The organism is Variovorax sp. GW823-FHT04F07 (assembly GCF_058795995.1).
Genome location: NZ_JBXAIG010000004.1, coordinates 114,172 through 129,100 on the forward strand (window position 1 = coordinate 114,172; position 14,929 = coordinate 129,100).

At 68.5% G+C, this 14,929-nt stretch carries 17 protein-coding genes; 6 read left to right on the forward strand and 11 right to left on the reverse strand.

The genetic code is table 11. The features are described from left to right. Window positions 1-4: 4 nt before the first annotated feature. Genes AC1RAA_RS19600 through AC1RAA_RS19610 form a run of 3 tightly spaced genes read right to left on the reverse strand, consistent with a single transcriptional unit; the run spans window position 5 to window position 2,078 of the window. Complete coding sequence (locus AC1RAA_RS19600) at window positions 5-949, reverse strand: hypothetical protein (protein ID WP_492730134.1); 945 nt, start codon at window positions 947-949, stop codon at window positions 5-7. After that, window positions 946-1,674 (reverse strand): nucleotidyltransferase family protein, encoded by a 729-nt coding sequence (locus tag AC1RAA_RS19605; protein ID WP_492730136.1) that lies wholly within the window; start codon window positions 1,672-1,674, stop codon window positions 946-948. Before AC1RAA_RS19605 ends, AC1RAA_RS19600 begins: the two co-directional genes overlap by 4 nt. Before the next feature lie 14 nt (window positions 1,675-1,688). Further along, window positions 1,689-2,078, reverse strand: a complete 390-nt coding sequence (locus AC1RAA_RS19610; RefSeq protein WP_153281429.1) for an S-adenosylmethionine decarboxylase family protein — start codon at window positions 2,076-2,078, stop codon at window positions 1,689-1,691. Between the two features lie 149 nt (window positions 2,079-2,227). Here AC1RAA_RS19610 and AC1RAA_RS19615 point away from each other — a divergent pair, with 149 nt between their 5' ends. Together AC1RAA_RS19615 and gap are read left to right on the forward strand one after the other, a co-directional pair. After that, window positions 2,228-4,333, forward strand: a complete 2,106-nt coding sequence (locus AC1RAA_RS19615; protein ID WP_492730138.1) for a transketolase family protein — start codon at window positions 2,228-2,230, stop codon at window positions 4,331-4,333. A gap of 63 nt (window positions 4,334-4,396) precedes the next feature. After that, a complete protein-coding gene (gene gap, locus AC1RAA_RS19620) occupies window positions 4,397-5,398 on the forward strand; it encodes a type I glyceraldehyde-3-phosphate dehydrogenase (RefSeq protein ID WP_056575024.1) in 1,002 nt (333 codons plus the stop codon). A gap of 70 nt (window positions 5,399-5,468) precedes the next feature. On the opposite strand, the gene AC1RAA_RS19625 is transcribed toward gap, so the two are convergent. The 3 genes from AC1RAA_RS19625 to AC1RAA_RS19635 all read right to left on the reverse strand — a co-directional run bounded on the left by AC1RAA_RS19625 (window position 5,469) and on the right by AC1RAA_RS19635 (window position 7,077). Continuing rightward, window positions 5,469-6,068 (reverse strand): hypothetical protein, encoded by a 600-nt coding sequence (locus AC1RAA_RS19625; protein WP_492730140.1) that lies wholly within the window; start codon window positions 6,066-6,068, stop codon window positions 5,469-5,471. Window positions 6,069-6,083: 15 nt separating this feature from the next. Further along, on the reverse strand, window positions 6,084-6,674 hold the full coding sequence (locus tag AC1RAA_RS19630) for a hypothetical protein (RefSeq protein WP_492730142.1): 591 nt from the start codon (window positions 6,672-6,674) through the stop codon (window positions 6,084-6,086). Between the two features lie 94 nt (window positions 6,675-6,768). Then, window positions 6,769-7,077: a putative quinol monooxygenase gene (locus AC1RAA_RS19635; protein ID WP_062473527.1), complete on the reverse strand. Its 309-nt coding sequence runs from the start codon at window positions 7,075-7,077 to the stop codon at window positions 6,769-6,771. 208 nt (window positions 7,078-7,285) lie between these two features. Between AC1RAA_RS19635 and AC1RAA_RS19640 the strand changes: the two genes are divergently transcribed. Next, entirely contained in the window at window positions 7,286-7,576 is a 291-nt protein-coding gene (locus AC1RAA_RS19640) for a YciI family protein (RefSeq protein WP_062473524.1), read from the forward strand. Window positions 7,577-7,606: 30 nt separating this feature from the next. Here the strand turns inward: AC1RAA_RS19640 and AC1RAA_RS19645 are convergent, their stop codons facing one another. Together AC1RAA_RS19645 and AC1RAA_RS19650 are read right to left on the reverse strand one after the other, a co-directional pair. Beyond that, entirely contained in the window at window positions 7,607-8,680 is a 1,074-nt protein-coding gene (locus AC1RAA_RS19645; RefSeq protein WP_492730143.1) for a pirin family protein, read from the reverse strand. Between the two features lie 148 nt (window positions 8,681-8,828). Then, window positions 8,829-9,245 carry a VOC family protein gene (locus AC1RAA_RS19650; protein WP_095747343.1) on the reverse strand — a complete coding sequence of 139 codons (417 nt, stop codon included), beginning with the start codon at window positions 9,243-9,245 and terminating at the stop codon, window positions 8,829-8,831. 165 nt (window positions 9,246-9,410) lie between these two features. On the opposite strand from AC1RAA_RS19650, the gene AC1RAA_RS19655 reads away from it, so the two are divergent. Next, complete coding sequence (locus AC1RAA_RS19655) at window positions 9,411-10,991, forward strand: CYTH and CHAD domain-containing protein (RefSeq protein ID WP_492730145.1); 1,581 nt, start codon at window positions 9,411-9,413, stop codon at window positions 10,989-10,991. Here the strand turns inward: AC1RAA_RS19655 and AC1RAA_RS19660 are convergent. The 3 genes from AC1RAA_RS19660 to AC1RAA_RS19670 are packed head-to-tail and all read right to left on the reverse strand — an operon-like array spanning window position 10,988 to window position 13,286. After that, window positions 10,988-11,827 (reverse strand): DUF6216 family protein, encoded by an 840-nt coding sequence (locus tag AC1RAA_RS19660; protein WP_159274190.1) that lies wholly within the window; start codon window positions 11,825-11,827, stop codon window positions 10,988-10,990. The genes AC1RAA_RS19655 and AC1RAA_RS19660 overlap by 4 nt on opposite strands. Before the next feature lie 14 nt (window positions 11,828-11,841). Next, window positions 11,842-12,318: an FKBP-type peptidyl-prolyl cis-trans isomerase gene (locus AC1RAA_RS19665; protein WP_062473516.1), complete on the reverse strand. Its 477-nt coding sequence runs from the start codon at window positions 12,316-12,318 to the stop codon at window positions 11,842-11,844. 38 nt (window positions 12,319-12,356) lie between these two features. Beyond that, window positions 12,357-13,286: a LysR family transcriptional regulator gene (locus AC1RAA_RS19670; RefSeq protein ID WP_492730147.1), complete on the reverse strand. Its 930-nt coding sequence runs from the start codon at window positions 13,284-13,286 to the stop codon at window positions 12,357-12,359. Window positions 13,287-13,425: 139 nt separating this feature from the next. Here AC1RAA_RS19670 and AC1RAA_RS19675 point away from each other — a divergent pair, with 139 nt between their 5' ends. Continuing rightward, a complete protein-coding gene (locus AC1RAA_RS19675) occupies window positions 13,426-14,019 on the forward strand; it encodes an NADPH-dependent FMN reductase (RefSeq protein WP_492730149.1) in 594 nt (197 codons plus the stop codon). Then, window positions 14,016-14,870 (forward strand): pirin family protein, encoded by an 855-nt coding sequence (locus tag AC1RAA_RS19680; protein WP_492730151.1) that lies wholly within the window; start codon window positions 14,016-14,018, stop codon window positions 14,868-14,870. Before AC1RAA_RS19675 ends, AC1RAA_RS19680 begins: the two co-directional genes overlap by 4 nt. Window positions 14,871-14,929 lie beyond the last annotated feature (59 nt).

Here is a 14,929-nt window from a genome sequence, read left to right on the forward strand (position 1 = left end):
GATTTCACTTTCGATACGGTGCAAGTCCGGGGTCCGCGGGTACCAGATGCCGCCATGGGAACACATCCTGTGCAAAGTGGCTGACGTAGCCGCCGATCGTTGACTGGATGACCATGAATTGCAGCCGCTGCCGCACGCCCTGCAGCTGCTGCAGCTGGGCCAGGTCGAGGCAGGTGTTGCGCAGCCTCAGCACGCGCAGCTGCGCGCCCACGGGGCTGTGCAGCAAGGCCTCGTAGTCTTCGAAGGCCGTGATGCCGCCGGGTGTCCGGTCGGCCGGCCACGCCATCTGCTGCTCGGTGGACTCGGAAAAATCCAGCAGCCTGAGGCCCGGCAGCTGCGTTGCGGCGGCCAGGTGGCGGATGAAGTGCTGCGTGGCGAAATGGGCGCCGACGCACAGGCTGGTCAGTTGCGGCAGCGGCACGGCGAAGAAGTCGGCGTTCGGTGGGTTCGGCACTGTCAGCTCGCTCAGGTGCGGCGTCTTGCGCACCCAGCGCGCGATGTCGCCGCCTTCCTCGAGGATGCCGTCGCTGGTGCACACGAGCGACTGGTTGTGGTCCTCCGGCTGCGTCGGCTTGATGAACAGCGAGCGCAGGCGGGGAAACATCACCGGGCTCTCGAGCAGCGGCGTGAACATCCATTCGCGCGAGCCGTTGGCGCCGCTGTCGGGGCCGTTGAACGACAGCGAGGTGATGCAGTCGGCCACGTCCTGCCGGCTCAGGCAGGCCAGGGTTTCGTCGAAGGCGTCGCCCCAGGTGTCGCCGAAGTACTCGACGTGCCAGCCCTGGCGCATGGGCGCGAGGCTCAGGCGCGTGAAGTCGCTCACGTAGAGCGGCACGGTCAGCGGGTCTTCGGGCGCGCCGTCGTTGCGTTCGGCGGCGGTGGCCAGGGCCAGCTCGTGCAGGCGCTGCGGCAGCAGGCGCAGGGCGTCGGGCAGCGGCGCGAGCGTCATGCGCCCGCTGCCGGCGCGACCCCGGCGTTGAGTTGCTGCAGGCGCTGCGGCGTGCCCACGTCGGTCCAGTCGCCGGTGTAGAGCTCGGCGCTCACCTGCTGGTTGTCCATCGCGGCGCGCAGGATCGGTGCCAGCGTGGCCTTGATGCCGCCCGGGTTGCCTGCCGGGATGTCGCAGTACGGCGGTGCGAACAGCGCGGCGCGGTACAGGCCGATGGTCGAGAAGGTGTATTTGTCGGCCGCCTGGTTCAGCGCGAGCCCGTCGGCCGAGAGGCCGAAGTCGCCCTTGAGGTTGTGCGCCGGGTTCGGCACCAGCCACAGGTGGGCGAGCTTGCCGCTGGCCAGGAAACGGTCGACCGCGGCCTGGGTGAAGCGAAAGCCCGGTGCGAACACGTCGCCCGCCGCCACCCAGAACACCTCACCCAGCAGCGGCAGCGCGCGCACGATGCCGCCGGCTGTTTCAAGCGCGCCGCCGAAGTCGCGGCCCTCGTCGGAATAGGAGATGGACAGCGCGCCATGCCCCGCCAGCACGGGGTTCGCGTCGAACCGGGCGGCGACCTGCGCGCCGAGCCAGTCGGTGTTGACCACCAGTTCGGTGAAGCCGCCCTCGGCCAGCGCTTCCATCGGCCACTGCATCAGCGGCTTGCCGCGCACTTCGAGCAGGGGCTTGGGCGTGGTGTCGGTCAGCGGCCGCATGCGTTCGCCGCGGCCGGCGGCCAGGATCATCGCGCGCACCGCCATCACCGCACCGACCCGGCCACACGGCCGCGTTGCAGTTCGTTGCGCTCGCTGTGGCGGGGCTGGAACAGCGCCACCAGGCAGGCCATCAGCGCATGCGCCTTGGCCGAGTGGTCGGCGCCGAAGTTGCAGACGTACACGTCGAGCGTCACGCCGCGCTGCTCGGGCCAGGTGTGGATGCACAGGTGCGACTCGGCCAGCAGCAGCGTGGCCGTCACGCCGCCCGGCCCCTGCGGCGTGGCCGGAAAGCCGTGGACCAGCTTGCCCACGGCCTGCAGCCCGGCGGCGGCCACGGCCTTGGTGCAGACCTCGCCGAGCGCGCGCCCGTCGGTGAGCCATTGGAGGCCGCATTGGCAGTCGTGGAGATCGGCGGTGAGGTGCAGCCCTTGCATGGGGGGCAACTCTAGCAGCCGGGCCTGCGACACAAGAGAGCATCAGCGGGGTGTTGGCCCTGTATCGAGGCCGGGCGCGGCTCGCCCGGTAAAATCTCGGGTTCTCCCGTATCCCCCACCCACCCTTTTCCCCCGAAAGCCCACTGCCCATGGCAAACCAAGCCCTGATGGCCAACGCGATCCGCGCGCTGGCAATGGATGCCGTTCAACAAGCCAATTCCGGACATCCGGGCGCACCGATGGGCATGGCCGACATGGCCGTCGCCCTGTGGGGCGAGCACCTGCGCTACAACCCCGCCAACCCGCACTGGTTCGACCGCGACCGCTTCGTGCTGTCCAACGGCCACGCCTCGATGCTGATCTACGCGGTGCTGCACCTCACGGGCTACGACCTGCCCCTGGCCGAGATCAAGAACTTCCGCCAGCTGCACAGCAAGACCGCCGGCCACCCCGAAGTCGACGTCACCCCCGGCGTGGAAACCACCACCGGCCCGCTGGGCCAGGGCATCACCAATGCCGTGGGCTTCGCGCTGGCCGAGAAGCTGCTGGCCGCCGAGTTCAACCGCAAGGACCTGACCATCGTCGACCACCACACCTACGCCTTCCTGGGCGACGGTTGCATGATGGAAGGCATCAGCCACGAAGCCTGCGCCCTGGCCGGCGCCTGGCACCTGAACAAGCTGATCGCCCTGTACGACGACAACGGCATCAGCATCGACGGCCAGGTCAAGCCCTGGTTCATCGACAACACCGAAGAGCGCTTCAAGGGCTACGGCTGGAACGTCGTCGGCCCGATCGACGGCAACGACGCCAAGGAAGTGGCCAAGGCCATCGCCAAGGCCAAGAAGGAAGCCACCAAGCCCACGCTGATCGTCTGCAAGACCACCATCGGCAAGGGCAGCCCGAACCGCGCCGGCACCGCCAAGGCGCACGGCGAGGCGCTGGGCGCGGAAGAAATCAAGCTCACGCGCGAAGCCATCGGCTGGCCCTACCCCGCCTTCGAAATCCCGGCCGAGGTGTACGCCGACTGGGACCACAAGGCCGAAGGCGCCAAGACCGAAGCCGCCTGGAACGACACCTTCGCCGCCTACACAGCCGCGTACCCCGAACTCGCCGCCGAGTTCACGCGCCGCATGAAGGGCGAGCTGCCCAAGAACTTCCACCAGGTCGCGTTCGACACCGTGGTCGCCGCCCACACCAAGGGCGAAACCGTGGCCAGCCGCAAGGCCAGCCAGCTCGCGCTGGAAGCCTTCACGGCCGCGCTGCCCGAAATGCTCGGCGGCAGCGCCGACCTCACGGGCTCCAACCTCACCAACACCAAGAGCACCGCCGCGCTGCGCTTCGACGCCAAGACCGGCGCCGTCGTGCTGAACGCGCCCCCCGCACCGGTGGTGCCCCAGGGCGGCGAAGACGAAGCCGCACAAGGTGATGCCGTCGAGCCGCCGCACGGCGAGATCGGCCGCCACATCAACTACGGCGTGCGCGAATTCGGCATGGCCGCCATCATGAACGGCGTGGCGCTGCACGGCGGCTACATCCCCTACGGCGGCACCTTCCTCACCTTCAGCGACTACAGCCGCAACGCCATCCGCATGGCCGCGCTCATGAAGCGCCGCGTGGTGCACGTGTTCACGCACGACTCCATCGGCCTGGGTGAAGACGGCCCGACGCACCAGTCGATCGAGCACGCCGCCTCGCTGCGCCTCATTCCCAACCTGGACGTCTGGCGTCCGGGCGACACGGCCGAAACCTCCGTGGCCTGGGCTGTCGCACTGCAGAACGCCACGCGCCCGACCGCGCTGCTGCTGAGCCGCCAGAACATCGCCTACGCCGCCAAGAGCGACCTGGGCGACATCAGCCGCGGCGCCTACGTGCTGTCCGAGCCCGAGAACGTCGGCCTCAAGAACAAGAAGACGGCCGCCGTCATCATCGCCACCGGTTCCGAGGTGCAGCTCGCGCTGGCCGCCCAGAAGCTGCTGGCCGACAAGAAGATCGCCGTGCGCGTGGTGTCGATGCCCTCGACCACCACCTTCGACCGCCAGGACCTGGCCTACAAGAAGGCCGTGCTGCCCAAGAAGATCCCGCGCGTCGCGGTCGAAATGGGCTGCACCGACGGCTGGTGGAAGTACGGCTGCGCGGCCGTGGTCGGCATCGACAGCTACGGCGAGTCGGCCCCCGCGCCCGTGCTGTTCAAGCACTTCGGTTTCACGGCGGAGAACGTGGCCGCCACCGTGGAAGCGGCCCTGCGCGACTGAGCGTCGCGCGGTTCGTCCTTTTCCCGTCCGATCAAAAGTTTTTCAACCTTAGGAGCAAGTCAGATGGCTATCAAACTCGGTATCAACGGCTTCGGCCGCATCGGTCGCAACGTGCTGCGCGCAGCCGTGCAGAACTTCAAGAACGACATCGAAATCGTTGCCATCAACGACTTGCTCGAGCCGGAATACCTGGCCTACATGCTCCAGTACGACTCGGTGCATGGCCGCTTCAAGGGTGAAGTCACGGTCGAAGGCAACACGCTGATCGTCAACGGCAAGAAGATCCGCCTGACGCAAGAGCGCGACCCGTCGCAGCTCAAGTGGAACGAAGTCGGCGCCGACATCGTGCTCGAGTCGACCGGCCTCTTCCTCACCAAGGAAACCGCGCAGAAGCACATCGACGCGGGCGCCAAGAAGGTGATCCTGTCGGCCCCTTCGAAGGACGACACCCCCATGTTCGTCTACGGCGTGAACGACAAGAAGTACGCCGGCGAAGCCATCATCAGCAACGCCAGCTGCACCACCAACTGCCTGGCCCCGCTGGCCAAGGTGCTGAACGACAAGTGGGGCATCAAGCGCGGCCTGATGACCACCGTGCACGCCGCCACCGCCACGCAGAAGACCGTGGACGGCCCGAGCAACAAGGACTGGCGCGGCGGCCGCGGCATCCTGGAAAACATCATTCCGTCGTCGACGGGTGCGGCCAAGGCCGTGGGCGTGGTGATCCCCGAGCTCAACAAGAAGCTCACCGGCATGAGCTTCCGCGTGCCGACCTCCGACGTGTCGGTGGTCGACCTGACCGTTGAACTCGTCAAGGACGCCACCTACGCCGAGATCTGCGCCGAAATGAAGGCTCAGAGCGAAGGCGCGCTGAAGGGCGTGCTGGGCTACACCGAAGACAAGGTGGTGGCCACCGACTTCCGCGGCGACCCGCGCACCTCGATCTTCGACGCCGAAGCCGGCATTGCGCTCGACGGCACCTTCGTGAAGCTCGTGAGCTGGTACGACAACGAATGGGGCTACTCGAACAAGTGCCTCGAGATGGTGAAGGTCGTGTCGAAGTAAGACTTCGCGACTCCCACGAAAAACGCGCCCTCGGGCGCGTTTTTTATTGGGCGAGTGGTCGTCGAACGGCTCAGCGCAGCTTCTCGTTGCGCCGTATCTCGCTGCTGAGCTGCGCCGTCATCCGTGTGGCCGCGCGCCGTGCGGCCAGGCCGTAGTCGCCGTTGAACTCGCCGAACTCCGCCGTGCCGTTGCCGACCGCGCGCACGCGCGTGACTTCGGCGCCCGCGGTGTCGGTCACCACGCAGGCCACCTCGGCCGTGAAGGCGGTGGGCGGCCAGGTGATCCATGAGGACGAGCTCGAATCGGTCTTGATCTGCGGCGTGAACACCAGCGACACGCCCGCTGCCTCGTTGGCCTTGGCATCGCCGGCGGCGCGCAGCACGACCACGTTGCGGTAGACCGCGCGCAGCGCGTCGCGGATCGATTTTTCGAGGTCGCGGTACGGGTAGTAGCTCACGCGGTCGCCGCTGCCGCCGGCGGTGGTCACCTGCAGGTCGCGCTGCGCGTCGGTCATCACGTAGGCCACCTTCTTGGGAATGAGGTGGGCGGCCGACCGCGGCGGTGCGGTCTCGGTGATCATCGTGATCGGGTGGGCGCAGCCCGCCAGCAGCACGGCGGTTGCCAGCGCGGCGGCCAGCCAGGGCATCGGAGAAGTAAGAAGAAACGACATGGTGCTTCTCCGGCCTTACTGAGCAGGCGGCGCGATGGCCGCGACGAATTGCGGATCGGCATACACCTGCCGCAGCAGCGCCCGCACCAGCCGCGGGTACGCGGCCTGCCCGGCGGGCACGGCCACGATGTTGGCGTAGCTCGAATCGAAGGCGATCTCGCCGCGGTAGGTCTTGCGCAGCGTCTGCGCGGCGTTGCGCGTGACGGTGACTTCGACGTCCATGCGGCCCGAGCCGTTGATCACGCCCAGGTCGAGCTCGTTGACGAGGATGCGCGCCGCGATGCGGGTCGGCGCCTTGGGGTCGTAGACGGAGATCTCGCTCAGGTCGCGCATCAGCGCGTCTTCGAGGTACTGGGCGAAGGTGCCGCTGGGCGACACCAGCCTGGCGCGGCGCAGGCCCAGCGTGTTGATCCTGTCGTTGGGATCGGTGGGCTGCACCTTGGCCACCGCGACCTTGCCGGGGTTGTGGGCCTCGAGCCGGTCGAGCGCCTCGTAGTCGGCGGCATAGGGCGGTGCGCCGAGCTGTGCGCAGCCCGTGGCCAGTGCCGCCAGCAGGAGCGCGCCGGTGCGCCAGCGCAGACCCTGCGGTCTGGAGACGATCGCCATGTCTTGAACCCCCTCGTCCGAGATGTCTTCTTCTCCCCGGCGCGAGGGTAGCAGGCATCGCGCCGCGCGCGAAGGCGGCGGCGGTGCGGCAGGGTCAGATGGGTTCGAGCACGTGGATGCGCTTGCTCTCGGTGAGCTCCCTGGTCTGGGCGCTGAAGGCCGCCATGTGCGGCGCGACCGCGTGCGCCTGCAGGGCCGGCAGCGAGGCCCACTTCTCGATCACCACGAAGGTGTCGGGCCCGAAGCTGGCCTTCGACGGGGGAATGCCCTGCGCGTCGATCGTGGCGGCGTACTCGATGCAGCCCTCTTCGGCGAGCACGGCGGCGCGGTTGGCCTTGAAGGCTTCGAGCAGCAGGGCGCGCTGGCCGGGCTTGGCGGTGATGACGGCAACGACTTGGATCATGGAACAGGGTCTCCGGTGAAGTGACATGAACTGAGGAATGCAGCGACCGAATCTACGAGATCGCACGCCGGTGCGCAGGTCCGGTGGGCGACAAGGCCGGCATGCACATGCCGCATGCGACAGTTACCCGCGAGACACACTCTCGCCCCGCCACGGTCGTGGCGAGGTCATAGGATCGGGTCATCTTCCGCATCGACCTGCCTTTGCCATGTTCATCGTCACCCTGACCTACATCCGTCCGCTCGAGGAACTCGACGCGCTGATGGATGCGCATGTCACCTGGCTCAAGAAGCACTACGCCAGCGGCCTGTTCGTGGCCTCGGGGCGCCAGGTGCCGCGCAAGGGCGGCGTGATCCTCGCGCGCTCAGGCGACCGCGAGGGGCTCGAGGCGGTGCTGGCGCGCGACCCCTTCGTGCAGGGCGGCGTCGCGCGCACCGACGTGATCGAGTTCATCCCGAGCATGACCGCGCTGAGCGTCGAGGTGCTGCGCGGCTACTGAGAACCGCGCAGCCCCGGAAGCCGATGTAGATCAGGCTCCCGGCACTTCCTCGCGCCCGTCCGGGTGCCGCGCAAAGCGCGCGGCCTCGGCGCCATGCACCGGCGCCGGGTCGGCCCAGGGCCAGCCGCCGAACTGCGTGCGGCGGTAGTCGGCCATCGTCTGGGCGATCTCGGCCTGCGTGTTCATCACGAAGGGGCCGTACTGCGCCACCGGCTCGCCGATCGGGCGGCCCTGCAGCAGCAGGAACTCGCCGTCGCCTTCGGGGCCGTTGCACAGCTCCACCGCTGCGTCGGCGCGCAGCTCGATGGCCGCCGGCCCGTCCACGCGCCGACCCGCCACCTGCGCGGTCGCACCCTTGAAGAAATACAGCATGCGCCGCGTGCCCTCGCCAGCGGCGGGCGGCAGCGTCCAGCGCGCGCCGGGCGTCATGCGCAGCGTCCAGATCGCGAGGTCGGCGCCGGCCTGCGCGGCCCACGAATCGGGCGGCGGCGCGAGCGGGTCGATGGCCGCCTGGGCCTGCGCGTCATCGCGGCCGAAGCGCCCGGCGATCACCGCCACCTCGGTGCGGCCGCCCTGCGCGTCGTCCGAGGCGAAGCGCGGAATCGCCTCCGACCAGAACATCGTGAAGTGCGGCTCGGCCATCTTGTTCTTCGCCGGCAGGTTGAGCCAGATCTGGAACAGCTCCAGCGGATTCGGCGCGCTGGCGTCGAGCAGCGGGAACATCTCCGAATGCACGATGCCCTTGCCGGCCGTGAGCCACTGCACGTCGCCGCCGCCGAAACGCGCGGTGGCGCCCAGCGAGTCGGAGTGGTCGACCAGGCCCTTGCGTACGATGGTCACCGTCTCGAAGCCGCGGTGCGGGTGCGAGGGAAAGCCCGGCACCGTCTCGCCGTGGTACATGCTCCAGCCGTCCTTGCGGCTGAAGTCCTGGCCGATCTGGCGGCCGGCCAGCGAGGCCTCGGGGCCCATGCGGCCGTTGCCCTTCGGGTACGCGTCGTCGTGATAAACGCAGAACAGGAAGGGGTCCAACGTCTGCCACGGGAAGCCGAGCGGCTGGACCTGGACGATGGGAGACGCGCTGCGGTTGTCGTTGCTGTCGGACATGTCGGTATTCCTTGGTGAGGCAGGCACGGCCGCCATGCGGGCCGTGCCGGAACCAGGAATATCGGGGCGGCGCCGCCTTTCGGTAGGTGCCTTGCGCGCAACGATCAAGAGCGCATATGGAACGATGGGCATCGTCCGGCCCCCCCGTTCACTGCGAGGGCATCTCGGCGTTCGGGTCCATGTAGACCAGTTCCCAGATGTGGCCGTCCAGGTCCTGGAAGCCGTGGCCGTACATGAAGCCGTAGTCCTTCGGCTCGCGCGGCGTCGTGCCGCCGGCGGCCACCGCCTTGGCGACCAGGTCGTCGACCTCGGCGCGGCTCTCGCACGACAGGCACACCAGCACTTCGTTCTCCTTGCGGGCGTCGGCGATGCCCTGGTTCGTGAAGGTCTTGAAGTAGTCCTCCATCAGCAGCATCGCGTGGATGCTGCCCTCGTGGATGACCATGCAGGCGGCGTTCGCGTCGGTGAACTGCGGGTTGAAGGTGTAGCCCAGCGCGCCGAAGAAGGCCTTGCTCTTGTCGAGGTTCCGGACGGGGAGGTTCACGAAGATCTGCTTGGTGGCCATGGTGTCTTTCCTGTGTCGATGAAGGGTGAATGGGGTGTTTGCCGACGTCTTTGTGTACGCCGTCCACAAAAGATATCAAAGAAAATGGACGGTGTCCACATGATTTTTCGAAGCACCGGAAATCGGCCGGCACCACCTCGCTGAGGGGAAAAAAGAGCGGGCATCATGAACACCATGGAAATCGAGTTCAAGTTCTGCATTCCCGCCGGCCGCCTGAAGGCCGTCGAAGCCGCATTGCGGCGCGGCGCCGTCGTGCGCACGCGCCTGCAGGCCCGCTATTTCGACACCGCCGACCAGCGCCTCGTCGCCGACGGCATGGTGCTGCGGCTGCGCAAGGAGGGCCGGCGCTGGGTGCAGACCGTCAAGGCCGCCGGCGACAACGCGCTGCACCGGCTCGAGCACAACGTCGACCTGGGCACCGGCGCCGCCGCGCCCGCCATCGACCCCGCGCGCCACGCCGGCACGCCCGTCGGCGAGCGCTTGGCCCGCCTGCTGCAAGAGTCCGACGGCGGCGCGGTGCCGCTGGTCGAGCGCCAGTCGACCGACATCGTGCGGCTCACGCGCGACCTGCGCGTGAGCGGCCCGGGCGGCGCCGTCGTCGAGATGGCGCTCGACGTCGGCAAGGTCGTCGCGCACGCGGGCACGCCCGCGCAGCGCACCTCGCCCGTGTGCGAGCTGGAGCTCGAACTCAAGAGCGGCGGCGTGCAGGGGCTCGTGGCGCTCGCGCGGCGCTGGTCGCAGCAGCACGGCCTGTGGTTCAGCACCGTCTCGAAGGCCGAGCGCGGCATGCGCCTGCTGGCCGAACAGGAGACCGTGCCCGCCGTCAAGGCCGAAGCGCCGCGTTTCCCCACTCATGGCCGCGACGGCCGCGCCCTCCAGCAAGCCGTGGTCGCGTCGTGCCTGGACCAGATGCTGCCCAACGCCAGCGAGATCGCCGCGGGCAGCACCGACGAAGAGCAGATCCACCAGCTGCGCATCGGCATCCGCCGCCTGCGCACCGCGCTGCGCGAACTGGCGGGGCTCGATGCCGACACCAGCCGCTTCGATGTCGCCACCTGGGAGCCGCCGCTGGTCGACGCCTTCCGCGCGCTCGGCGAACTGCGCGACCGCGAACAGGTCGTGAAGCTCGCGCAGCCGCGGCTGCGTGAAGCGGGCGCGCCGGAGGTCGATCCGCTGGCGGGCGATGCCAGCGATGCGGCTGCCGCGCAGGCATCGACACCCGGCGACATCGTGCGCGCCGCCGCATTCCAGGACGTGCTGGTGTCGCTGATCGGCTTCACCGCCACCGCACCCGAGTCGACGGGCCCGACGCCGCTCGCCGCCGACGCGGCCCTTCAGCTGCTGCGCGAGCGGCTCCAGCGCCTGCACAAACAGGCCGTGCGCGACGGCCGGCGTTTCGAATCGCTCGCCACCGAACACCAGCACCGCGCGCGCAAGCGGCTCAAGCGCCTGCGCTACCTGGCGGAGTTCGCGGCGCCGCTGTTCGCCGAGGCGGAAGGCGGCAAAAAGAAGAAGGACGCGGCCGAGCGCTACCTGAAGGCCCTGCGCCCCGCGCAGGACGCACTGGGCGCGTTCAACGACGAGGCCGTGGCGCTCGCGCTGTACCGCGAAGTCGCATCGCGCGATCCGCGTGCGTGGTTCGCGGTCGGCTGGTTCAGCGCGCGCCGCGCGGCGGGTGCGAAGGCGTGCCGCAAGGCGCTGGAGACGATCGGCGACGCACCGAGGTTCTGGAAGAAGCGCGGCTAAGTTCCCAGATCCAGGCTCAACTGCGAGCCGGGGAGACTTGGATCGATGTTGCGCTTTGCCAGACTGTGAGCTGCGAACCCGGCGGCCCATGCAAACAGGCCGAGCCAGGAAATCCACAGCGTGAAGGCAACGAGCATGACAAGGGACCAGCGCTGCTCGCTCAAGGCCTTCTTCATGAACTCGGGCGTAGCCTCGGACTTCAGAAGATCGCAAAGAATGCTGACTTCCTGCTCACTGAAAGTCGTCCGTGAGGCGTTCTCACTTGCAGCTTGTGAGCATTGCGCCGCGTTAAGCGCAGGAGCGCCAAGGAGGGGCCAGAGCGGCTTCACTTCCGTAGGGCTCCCCCAGAAATACCGATCGGTGCTCTTGAGCGAGAGAAGGGATTGAGACGAGAAGAGGCCAATCACGCTGAAGAAGCCGACCGCCACGGCAATGAAGAACCCGGCCAGTCTCCATGCCTGAGAAAAGCGTGACGGCAGCTTGTGAATCCTTACCTGGCGAAGCTCCGTATCGAAGAGCTCGCCGCACACACTCAGCGTGCGCATCTGCACGCCATTCAGCTTGGTCCACTCGATCAGCTGATGCGCTTCTTTGAGGCTGGCGACCGGGACTCCCGCGAACATGCGAAATGAAATCAGGCTTGTTTGTTCGTCGACGAACGCGCGAACCTGCGGGTCCGAGATTTCCTGCTTGCCGTGGACCAGTTGCCAGAGGCGGCTCAGCAGCACATGCCGCGATTCGGTGCGCAGCACGACCCAGAGGAACGCCCCCGCGATCAGCAACGGCGCGATGACGCTGAAAACGCTGGAGATGTTGGAAGCGTTCGGGAAATCCATTGCCCGGGCGCTACTCAGTGATGGTGCCCATGCGCCCCATGCACATGCCGGTGCTCGATCTCCACCGGCAGCGCTGCGCGCACGTCCGTCACCTGCAGGCTGAACTTCAGCGCCTTGCCGGCCCAGGGGTGGTTGCCGTCGAGCAGCACGACCGGGCCCTTGATCTTGGTCACGGTGAAGACGTGCTCGGTGCCGTCGTCGAGCCGGCCCTGCAGCTGGCCGCCGACCTTCACGCCGGGCGGGAACTCGGTCTTGGGGATGGTGCGCACCAGCGCCTCGTCGCGCAGGCCGAAGGCGTCTTCGGGGGCGAGGTTCAGCGTGGTCTGGTAGCCCTTTTCCTGGCCGTCGAGCGCCTGCTCGATCTTGGGCAGGGTGTTCTCGTAACCGCCATGCAGGTAGGCCATCGGCTCGGGGCTGGCTTCGATGAGCTTGCCCTGGGCGTCGGCGACTTTGTACTTGAGGGTGACGACGGTGTCTTTTTCGATTTTCATGGCGGGCATTTTCTGTGGAAATCGATCCGCGTCCGAAGTCAGGTCATCCGCGCCCGCCACACATCCGGCAACGCCTCCTCCTCCCGCAGCTTCTGCGTCACCATCCCGATGAACGCCGACACCGCCCGCGGCAGGTGCTTGCGGCTCGGGTAGACCACGCTCAGCCCGTGCCCGGTGCGCTGGTACTGCGGCAGCACCGGCACCAGCCGCCCCGCCTCCACGTCGAGCCGTCCCATGGCCGGCGGCAGCAGCGCGATGCCCAGGCCGGCGATGGCGGCCTTGCGCAAGGCCTGCGCGGTGTTGCCGCTGAAGCGGCCGCCGACCTGTACTTCTTCTTCCTTCCCGCCGGGCCCGGTCAGGCGCCAGGTGGTGCGGCCGCTGGGGTGCGCGGGGGTCACGCAGTCGTGGTCGGCCAGCTCGCCCAGCGTGGCGGGCGTGCCGCGCGCGGCCAGGTAGGCGGGGCTGGCGACGAGGCCGTCGGTGCGCGGGCCGAGCAGCTGGCGGGCGACGTATCCCGAGTCGGCCAGGGCGCCGCCGCGGAAGGCGATGTCGATCTGCTCGGCGATCAGGTCGGCCTTGGCGTCGCTGAGCACGAACTCGACGCGCACCAACGGGTACGTGGCCAGGAAGTCGGCCACCCAGGCCATGGGGAAGAAGTCGAAGAAATCGGCCGTGGCCGCCACGCGCACGCGGCCGCTGGGTTCCTGGCTGCCGGTGATGAGCGCCTGCCCGGCCTCGACCAGCCCGTCGACCGCCTCGGCGCACTGTTCGTGAAACGCCTGCCCGGCGCCGGTGAGCGTGAGCTTGCGGGTTGAGCGCTGCAGCAGCCGGGTGCCGAGCTGCGCCTCCAATTGCTGGATGCGCCGGCTCACGGTGTTGGGCGGCAGGCCCAGCCGGCGGCCGGCCTCGGCAAAGCTGCCGTGGCGCACCACCTGCACGAAGACGGCGATGTCGTTGAGATCGAGCATGGCGGGGTCGATTCCTTCTCTTGGTGGACGAGTGCAATCCGACTCTACCGTCTAGTCGATCAATGCGTGCGTGCCTAACCTTCAGTCCATGGCCTTTCCGGCCTTCGACCACCCCATTTCATTCAGGAGCACGCACCCCATGACCGGACAGCAACAGCAACAACCCCGCATCGGCATCGTCATCGGCTCGACCCGCGAAGGCCGCTTCGGCGAGAAGCCCGCGCACTGGATCCACGAGATCGCGAAGCAGCGCACCGACCTGGCCTTCGAGCTGGTCGACCTGCGCGACCACCCGCTGCCCTTTTTCAATGAAGCCGGCGCGCCCGCCTGGGGCCCGGTGAAGAACGAGGCCGCGCAGCGCTGGCAGGCCAAGCTGGCGACCTTCGACGGGCTCATCATCGTCACGCCCGAGTACAACCACGGCCCGAGCGCGGTGCTGAAGAACGCGATCGACTGGGCCTACAAGGAGTTCATCCGCAAGCCGATCGGCTTCGTGGGCTACGGCGGCGTGGGCGCGGCGCGGGCGGTGGAGCAGCTGCGGTTGGTCGCGGTCGAGATGCAGATGGCGCCGGTGCGCCATGCGGTGCACATCGGCATGGTCGAGTTCCTGGGCATCTGGCAGCAGGGCAAGTCCTTCGACGACTTCCCGCACCTGGCGCAGTCGGCCACGGGCCTGCTCGACGACATGGCGTGGTGGACCCGCGCACTGAAGACCGCCAGGGAGGCCGCATGACCGCAGCCGTGGCAACAGACACCCGCGCCATCGTCTACCGCACGCGCGGCGCCAGGCACGGGCCGATCACGCGGCTCATGAGCCCCGGCGACCTGGGCGAATACCTCAAGCCCTTCGTGTTCCTCGACCTGTTCGGCTTCGATGTCGACGGCGGCCACAAGGGCTTCGGCCTGCACCCGCACTCGGGCATCGCCACGCTGACGTGGCTGATCGAAGGCAACACGCTGTACGAGGACACGACCGGCGAACAGGGCGTGCTGCGCGGCGGCGGCGTCGAGTGGATGCGCGCCGGCAACGGCGTGTGGCACACGGGCGCACCGGCGCCGGGCGTGACGCGCGTGCAGGGCTTCCAGCTCTGGGTGGCGCTGCCGGCCGCCGAAGAAAACGCGCCCGCGCAGAGCATCTACCTCGCGCCCTCGCAGGTGCCGCAGGAAGGCCCGGCGCGCGTGCTGCTCGGGCGCTACGGCGCGGCGCAGAGCCCCATTCCGGCGCCCTCGCCGATGAACTACCTGGCCGTGCAGCTGAAGGACGGCGAACGTTGGCGCTACACGCCGCCGGCCGGCCACGCGGTGGGTTGGGTGGCGGTGAACGCGGGCCGGCTCGACGCGGGCGACGGCACCGGCGGCCCCATCGGCACGGGCGAGCTCGCGGTGTTCGAGGAGTCCGGTGCGGCCATCGACGTCGTGGCGCGGGGCGACACGGCCTTCGTGCTCGGCTCGGCGGTCCCGCATCCGCACGAGCTGGTGATGGGCCACTACTCGGTGCACACGAGCCGCGCGACGCTCGACCGGGGCGAGGCCGAGATCCGCCGCATCGGCGCCACACTGCGCGCACAAGGCCGGCTCGCCTGAGCGACGAACCGCGCGTAAGCCAGCATGCGCCGCGCGGGCGGCTGCGCCAGAATCGTTCG

What these genes read in the sequence shown, in the direction of transcription:
- AC1RAA_RS19600 (WP_492730134.1), bottom strand. Translation starts at nt 949, where the DNA reads ATGACGCTCGCGCCGCTGCCCGACGCCCTGCGCCTGCTGCCGCAGCGC.
- AC1RAA_RS19605 (WP_492730136.1), bottom strand. Translation starts at nt 1,674, where the DNA reads ATGATCCTGGCCGCCGGCCGCGGCGAACGCATGCGGCCGCTGACCGAC.
- AC1RAA_RS19610 (WP_153281429.1), bottom strand. Translation starts at nt 2,078, where the DNA reads ATGCAAGGGCTGCACCTCACCGCCGATCTCCACGACTGCCAATGCGGC.
- AC1RAA_RS19615 (WP_492730138.1), top strand. Translation starts at nt 2,228, where the DNA reads ATGGCAAACCAAGCCCTGATGGCCAACGCGATCCGCGCGCTGGCAATG.
- gap (WP_056575024.1), top strand. Translation starts at nt 4,397, where the DNA reads ATGGCTATCAAACTCGGTATCAACGGCTTCGGCCGCATCGGTCGCAAC.
- AC1RAA_RS19625 (WP_492730140.1), bottom strand. Translation starts at nt 6,068, where the DNA reads ATGTCGTTTCTTCTTACTTCTCCGATGCCCTGGCTGGCCGCCGCGCTG.
- AC1RAA_RS19630 (WP_492730142.1), bottom strand. Translation starts at nt 6,674, where the DNA reads ATGGCGATCGTCTCCAGACCGCAGGGTCTGCGCTGGCGCACCGGCGCG.
- AC1RAA_RS19635 (WP_062473527.1), bottom strand. Translation starts at nt 7,077, where the DNA reads ATGATCCAAGTCGTTGCCGTCATCACCGCCAAGCCCGGCCAGCGCGCC.
- AC1RAA_RS19640 (WP_062473524.1), top strand. Translation starts at nt 7,286, where the DNA reads ATGTTCATCGTCACCCTGACCTACATCCGTCCGCTCGAGGAACTCGAC.
- AC1RAA_RS19645 (WP_492730143.1), bottom strand. Translation starts at nt 8,680, where the DNA reads ATGTCCGACAGCAACGACAACCGCAGCGCGTCTCCCATCGTCCAGGTC.
- AC1RAA_RS19650 (WP_095747343.1), bottom strand. Translation starts at nt 9,245, where the DNA reads ATGGCCACCAAGCAGATCTTCGTGAACCTCCCCGTCCGGAACCTCGAC.
- AC1RAA_RS19655 (WP_492730145.1), top strand. Translation starts at nt 9,411, where the DNA reads ATGAACACCATGGAAATCGAGTTCAAGTTCTGCATTCCCGCCGGCCGC.
- AC1RAA_RS19660 (WP_159274190.1), bottom strand. Translation starts at nt 11,827, where the DNA reads ATGGATTTCCCGAACGCTTCCAACATCTCCAGCGTTTTCAGCGTCATC.
- AC1RAA_RS19665 (WP_062473516.1), bottom strand. Translation starts at nt 12,318, where the DNA reads ATGAAAATCGAAAAAGACACCGTCGTCACCCTCAAGTACAAAGTCGCC.
- AC1RAA_RS19670 (WP_492730147.1), bottom strand. Translation starts at nt 13,286, where the DNA reads ATGCTCGATCTCAACGACATCGCCGTCTTCGTGCAGGTGGTGCGCCAC.
- AC1RAA_RS19675 (WP_492730149.1), top strand. Translation starts at nt 13,426, where the DNA reads ATGACCGGACAGCAACAGCAACAACCCCGCATCGGCATCGTCATCGGC.
- AC1RAA_RS19680 (WP_492730151.1), top strand. Translation starts at nt 14,016, where the DNA reads ATGACCGCAGCCGTGGCAACAGACACCCGCGCCATCGTCTACCGCACG.